This is a genomic window from Aminobacter sp. P4_H6_2 (genome assembly GCF_056400805.1).
Window position 1 is genome coordinate 1 of sequence record NZ_JBFUKO010000323.1, and the last position, 6,209, is coordinate 6,209.

Annotated in this window: 5 protein-coding genes and 1 pseudogene; 2 read left to right on the forward strand and 4 right to left on the reverse strand. The window is 61.3% G+C overall.

Annotated features, from left to right (window positions below; genetic code table 11):
- Positions 1-103: 103 nt before the first annotated feature.
- From AC1DUU_RS20475 to AC1DUU_RS20490, 4 genes and pseudogenes are all read right to left on the reverse strand, one after another.
- Positions 104-721 carry a ribonuclease D gene (locus AC1DUU_RS20475; RefSeq protein ID WP_476785233.1) on the reverse strand — a complete coding sequence of 206 codons (618 nt, stop codon included), beginning with the start codon at positions 719-721 and terminating at the stop codon, positions 104-106.
- Positions 722-797: 76 nt separating this feature from the next.
- Positions 798-2,186 (reverse strand): M20/M25/M40 family metallo-hydrolase, encoded by a 1,389-nt coding sequence (locus AC1DUU_RS20480; RefSeq protein ID WP_476785234.1) that lies wholly within the window; start codon positions 2,184-2,186, stop codon positions 798-800.
- A 370-nt stretch (positions 2,187-2,556) separates the two neighbouring features.
- Positions 2,557-2,742 (reverse strand): tautomerase family protein, encoded by a 186-nt coding sequence (locus tag AC1DUU_RS20485; protein ID WP_476785235.1) that lies wholly within the window; start codon positions 2,740-2,742, stop codon positions 2,557-2,559.
- 24 nt (positions 2,743-2,766) lie between these two features.
- Positions 2,767-2,949: pseudogene (locus AC1DUU_RS20490) on the reverse strand (nuclear transport factor 2 family protein); the annotation flags it as partial.
- 160 nt (positions 2,950-3,109) lie between these two features.
- Here AC1DUU_RS20490 and AC1DUU_RS20495 point away from each other — a divergent pair.
- Both AC1DUU_RS20495 and polA read left to right on the forward strand, forming a co-directional pair.
- Positions 3,110-3,586, forward strand: coding sequence for an N-acetyltransferase family protein (locus AC1DUU_RS20495; RefSeq protein WP_476785236.1), 477 nt, complete (start codon positions 3,110-3,112; stop codon positions 3,584-3,586).
- Between the two features lie 151 nt (positions 3,587-3,737).
- On the forward strand, positions 3,738-6,209 hold a 2,472-nt coding region (gene polA / locus AC1DUU_RS20500; RefSeq protein ID WP_476785237.1), incomplete at its 3' end, for a DNA polymerase I.

Below are 6,209 nucleotides of genomic sequence, written 5' to 3' on the forward strand. Positions count from 1 at the left end.
GCCCAGTTCGTTCCCAAAAAAGGCGTGCCCAAAGCCCGTCATCCCGAAAACCGATGTCGGTTTTCGGGATGGAAAATACACAATTTCAATAGGTTGATAGATTTCAGCTGTGGGCGAAGATGTCTTCTTCGTCCCAGCCCATCAGGTCGAGCTTGGCGCGGGTGGGAAGGAAGCGGAAGCAGGCCTCGGCCTCCTTGGCGCGTCCGTCGCGTTCAAGCCGGCCAGCCAGAACGTCGCGCAGGCGATGCAGGTAAAGGACGTCGGAAGCGGCATATTCGAGCTGCTCGGGCGAAAGCGTCTCGGCCGCCCAGTCCGACGACTGCTGCTGCTTCGACAGGCTGACACCCAGAAGCTCGTTGCAGATGTCCTTGAGGCCGTGGCGGTCGGTGTAGGTGCGGCAAAGGCGCGAGGCGATCTTGGTGCAGAACACCGGCTCGGCCATGACGCCGAAGGCATTGTAGAGCACGGCAATGTCGAAGCGGCCGAAATGAAACAGCTTCGTGATCTTGCGATCCTTGAGCAGGGCAACGAGGTTCGGTGCCTTCTTCTGCCCTGGCGCGATCTGGATCACGTCGGCAGTGCCGTCGCCCGGYGAAATCTGCACGACGCAGAGGCGGTCGCGATGCGGGTTCAGCCCCAGCGTTTCGGTATCGATGGCGACCGCATCGACATTGTAGTGGTCGAGGTGCGGCAGGTCGTTCTTGTGAAAGCGGATGGTCATTGTTTTCTCCGATCGCGGCTTGGCTCGTCCTCGCCGCGATCGGATGAAAAATCAACAGAAAGTTGATCTTAGGGGGTCACGAACGGGTCAGCGCCTCAAGAATACGGGCCCAGGAGCGCTGGCCCTTGTGGAACGAGTTCAGGTCGTACTTCTCGTTGGGCGAATGGATGCGGTCGTCGGGCAGGGCGAAGCCGACCAGCAGCGATTCCATGCCGAGATAGGTCTGGAAGTCACCGACGATCGGGATCGAGCCGCCCATGGCAATCATCACCGTCTGCTTCGACCACTCATCCGACAGCGCTTCCTTGGCCTTGCCCAGGAAGGGCGAGTCGTAAGACAGCTGGATCGCCGGCGAGCCGCCATGCTCGTGGAACTCGACACTGCAATCGGCGGGAATGCGCGCCTTGACGAAATCGCGGAAGGCGGTCCGGACCTTCTCGGGATCCTGCTTGTGGACGAGGCGGAACGACACTTTCGCCGAGGCTTCCGCCGCGATCACCGTCTTGAAGCCCTTGCCGGTGTAGCCACCGATGATGCCGTTGAATTCGGCTGTCGGCCGCGCCCAGACCAGTTCGAGCACCGAACGTCCCTTTTCGCCCGAGGGAATCGACAGGCCGACCTCGCCGAGGAATTTCTCGGCCGTCTCACCCAGCGTTTCCCAAGACTTCAATATCTGGGACGGGGTTTCTTCGACACCGTCATAGAAGCCGGGAATGGTGACATGGCCGGTGTCGTCGTGGATGTCGGCGAGCACCTTGGCGAGGATGCGCACCGGGTTGGCGGCGGCACCGCCATATTCGCCCGAATGCAGGTCGCGGTCGGCGGCGTGAACTGTGATCTCCTCGCCGACCAGTCCGCGCAGTGCAATCGAGATCGCGGGTGTATCGCGGTCCCACATGCCGGTGTCGCAGACCATGGCGAAATCGGCCTTGAGCTCTTCGGCATTGGCATCGAGGAACGGCTTGAGCGACGGCGAGCCGGACTCTTCTTCGCCTTCGAACAACAGCGTGATCTTGCACGGCAGGCCGCCATGCACCTCTTTCCAAGCGCGGCAGGCCTCGACGAACAGCATCAGCTGGCCCTTGTCGTCGGACGAGCCACGGCCGGTGATGACCTTGAGGCCAGGCGCGATTTCCTTGATCTTGGGATCGAACGGATCGCTCTCCCACAGCTCCAGCGGGTCGACCGGCTGGACGTCGTAGTGACCGTAAAACAGCACGTGCGGCGAGCCGGCGGGGCCGTCATGATGGGCAACCACCATCGGGTGGCCTGGCGTGTCGCGGACGCTGGCGTCGAAACCGATGGTCTTGAGATCGGCGACCAGCCATTCGGCGGCTTTGCGGCAATCGCCTGCAAAAGCCGGATCGGTGGAAATCGACTTGATGCGAAGCAGGCCGAAAAGGCGCTCCAGGGACTGATCGAGGTTTTTATCGAGACGGTCGAGAACGGGCGCTAGCGCGGTCATGTGGGTGCCTTTCGATTCTTCTGCGCCGCAACCTAGTGACCGAACACGAAAACGAAAAGCCAGCAACATTGGGCCAGCGACCGATGGGAGATGCTTTGCTGTGTTGGAAATAAAAAAGTGCCGCCGTGGTGGAGGGGTAGCCACGGCGGCACATTCTTTAAACGGTGCGGCAGCCCGGAGAGGGGGATGAGGCTGCCGCAGGGTCCGGATAGGCGGGGGACGGGCCTGAGACCGGACTTCGGCAAAAACTGCCGATGCCCACTATTTGTTCCTTTGAACGTGGCGATTCAAGGGCACGGAGATTACACTTTTGTAACATGACCGTGATTGACCCCTTAGCACGGTCTCAGCCCTTGGCCTGCTTGCAGCTCTATTCGTTCAATGGCATTCCGCCAACACCAAAATCCTGCAGATCGACTTCATTAACAACCACAAATATTGGGGTCGGCTTCTTGCCGAGGACATCGACCAAAAGATCAGTGGTGCCCTTGATCAGAACCACCTTCTTCTCAGGCTTGACGCCTTCACGGCTGATCTTGATATTGATGTAAGGCATTCTTGTGCTCGCGTTTCATGTCAGTCAGTTCGATTGCAGATCGAAGTGAAAAATCTTCGACATGATCTGCCAGCGGCCTTCGAGTTTCACCAGGGTAAGCAAATCGGTGAAGAGCTTCGGCTCAATGGCGCAGTTGAGCCGGACAAAAGCCGTAACTGGACCAGCGAACTCGATGGAAACGATGCGGTCGATCCTGGGCTCCGAGCGGCTGGCCCGGCGAGGCGGCGAGCCTGCCGCCTGACACTCGCTACCTTGAGAAGACGATCGACGTCAGCATTTCGATCTCCGAAATCCCACATTGGCAGAACGGGTGTGGCCCGCCTATTCTCAAGCAAATCTGGCAAATCAAATTTGGAATGAGCAATCCATGGCATTGCATACCCGACCCGCGCAGCCGCAAGACGCAAGCGCGATGGCGCGAATCCTGAACGAAATCATCGAGATCGGAGGAACGACGGCGCACCGCGAACCGTTCGATGAGCAGCGCATTATCAACTACTTCATCTCGCCGAAACTCGGAATCAGCTGCTTCGTGGCATTGGATGGCGAGCAGCTGTTGGGGTTCCAGTCGCTCGAATGGTCCGACCCGGACTGGCCGGGCGATCGGCTGCCGGCCGACTGGGGCATAGTCGCTACCTTCGTCGATCMGCACGCGCACAAGAGAGGCGCTGGACGGGCATTGTTCGCCAACACGGTGGAAGCCGCGAAAAAGGCCGGCGTCAGCTTCATCGACGCCACCATTCGCAAGGAAAACACCGGCGGCCAGGCATTTTATCAGGGGATCGGCTTCACCGACTATCGCGAAGGAGCCGAGACCGTTTCCAAGCGGTTCGCGCCACTCTGAAAGGAAGGTCCTCTTTTGCGGCGCTTGGATGTTGTCGATGGCCTGACCTCGACATGCAGGCGCCAGCTACCCGTCAACGACTTGTCAGTAGACGGCGGCAAGGCCAGCTTGACGATGGACAGCCGCGCTGCGCCAAGCTACCCGTATCGCCATGAAAAAAGGCGATCATCTCTTCCTTGTCGACGGCTCCGGCTACATCTTCCGCGCCTATCACGCGCTGCCGCCGCTGACCCGCAAATCCGACGGCCTGCCGGTCGGCGCGGTCTCGGGTTTCTGCAACATGCTGTGGAAGCTGATGCTCGATGCGCGCAACACCGATGCCGGTGTCGTGCCGACCCATTTCGCCGTCATCTTCGACTATTCTTCGAAGACCTTCCGCAACGAGCTGTACCCCGAATACAAGGCCAACCGCTCGGCACCACCTGAGGATCTGATCCCGCAATTCGGCCTGATCCGCCAGGCGACCAAGGCCTTCGAGCTGCCCTGCATCGAGATGGAAGGTTTCGAAGCCGACGATCTGATCGCAACCTATGCGCGGCTTGCCTGCGAGGCCGGCGGCGACACCACCATCGTTTCGTCCGACAAGGATCTGATGCAACTCGTCGGCCCCACGGTGTCGATGTACGATCCAATGAAGGATCGCCAGATCAACATCCCCGAGGTCATCGAAAAGTGGGGCGTGCCGCCCGAAAAGATGATCGATCTTCAGGCGCTGACCGGCGACTCCGTCGACAACGTGCCGGGCGTGCCCGGCATTGGGCCTAAGACCGCAGCACAGCTGCTCGAGCAGTTCGGCGACCTCGACACACTGCTTGCCCGCGCCTCCGAGATCAAGCAGGACAAAAGGCGCCAATCGATCATCGACAATGCCGAAAAGGCGCGCATTTCGCGTGAACTGGTTCGGCTCAAGCTCGACGTGCCGGTGACCGATGCGCTCGAAGACTTCGTGCTGCAGCCGCCCAACGGGCCAAGGCTGATCGGCTTCCTCAAGACGATGGAATTCACCTCGCTGACCAGGCGCGTGGCCGAAGCCACCGGCACCGAGGCCGGCGAGATCGAGCCCGCGCCTGTCACCGTGCAATGGGGCGCCGATGCGCACGGGCCGGATGTCGGCTCGGGAGCAGCGCCCGCGACCTCCAGTGCAGCAGTTCCTGCAGCAGATGCGAACGGCGGCAACGCCGCCCCCTCACCCGCCGATAGCGGCAGCAGCGGACTGGACACCCCCACAGCCCTCGCCAACAAGCTGGCGGCAGCGGCAGCGGCGGAAAAGTTCGACCACGCCACCTATGTCACCATCCGTGACCTCGCGACGCTGAAGGCCTGGGTGGCCGAAGCCACTGAAGCCGGAATCATGGCCTTCGATACCGAGACCAATTCGCTCGACCCGATGCAGGCCGAACTGGTCGGTTTTTCGCTTGCTACAGCACCCGGCCGCGCTGCCTATGTGCCGCTTGCCCACAAGAGCGGGCGCGGCGATCTTCTGGGCGGCGGGCTGGTCGAAAACCAGATTCCAGTGCGCGACGCCATCGCCGTGTTCAAGCCGCTGCTCGAAGATGCTTCCGTGCTGAAGATCGCGCAGAACCTGAAATACGATCTCGTGGTGATGAACCGCTACGGCATCGACATCAGGTCGTTCGACGACACGATGCTGCTATCTTATGTGCTCGACGGCGGCACCAATGGTGGCCACGGCATGGACCCGCTGTCGGAAAAATGGCTTGGCCACACGCCGATTGCCTTCAAGACCGTCGCCGGTTCCGGCAAGAGCTTCGTCGGCTTCGACCAGGTCGACATCGACAAGGCCACCGCCTACGCCGCCGAGGACGCCGACGTGACGCTGCGCCTGTGGCGCGTGCTCAAGCCGCGCCTGGCCGCCAAGGGTCTTGCGTCGGTCTACGAACGGCTGGAACGTCCGCTGGTGCCAGTGCTGGCACGGATGGAACAGCGCGGCATCTCGGTCGACCGCCAAATCCTGTCGCGCCTGTCGGGCGAACTCGCTCAGGGTGCTGCCCGTCTGGAAGACGAAATCAACAATCTCGCTGGCGAGCGCTTCAACATCGGTTCGCCCAAGCAGCTCGGCGACATCCTGTTTGGCCGCATGGGCCTGCCGGGCGGCACCAAGACCAAGACTGGCCAATGGTCGACCTCTGCCCAGGTGCTCGAAGACCTCGCCGCCGAAGGCCACGAGCTGCCGCGCAAGATCGTCGACTGGCGACAGCTGACCAAGCTGAAATCGACATACACCGACGCCCTGCCTGGCTTCATCAATCCCGAGACCAAGCGCGTCCACACCTCCTACGCGCTCGCCGCCACCACCACGGGCCGGCTGTCGTCGTCGGACCCGAACCTGCAAAACATCCCGATCCGCACCACCGAAGGGCGCAAGATCAGGACCGCCTTCATCGCCGACAAAGGCAACAAGCTGATCTCGGCCGACTACAGCCAGATCGAGCTGCGCGTGCTTGCCCATGTCGCCGACATCGGCCAGCTCAAGCAGGCCTTCGCGGACGGCGTCGACATCCATGCCATGACCGCGTCCGAGATGTTTACGGTGCCGGTCGCAGGCATGCCTTCGGAAGTGCGCCGGCGCGCCAAGGCGATCAATTTCGGCATCATCTACGGC

Coding starts and splice junctions, on each gene's coding strand:
- AC1DUU_RS20480 (WP_476785234.1), bottom strand. CDS start 2,186: ATGACCGCGCTAGCGCCCGTTCTCGACCGTCTCGATAAAAACCTCGAT.
- AC1DUU_RS20485 (WP_476785235.1), bottom strand. CDS start 2,742: ATGCCTTACATCAATATCAAGATCAGCCGTGAAGGCGTCAAGCCTGAG.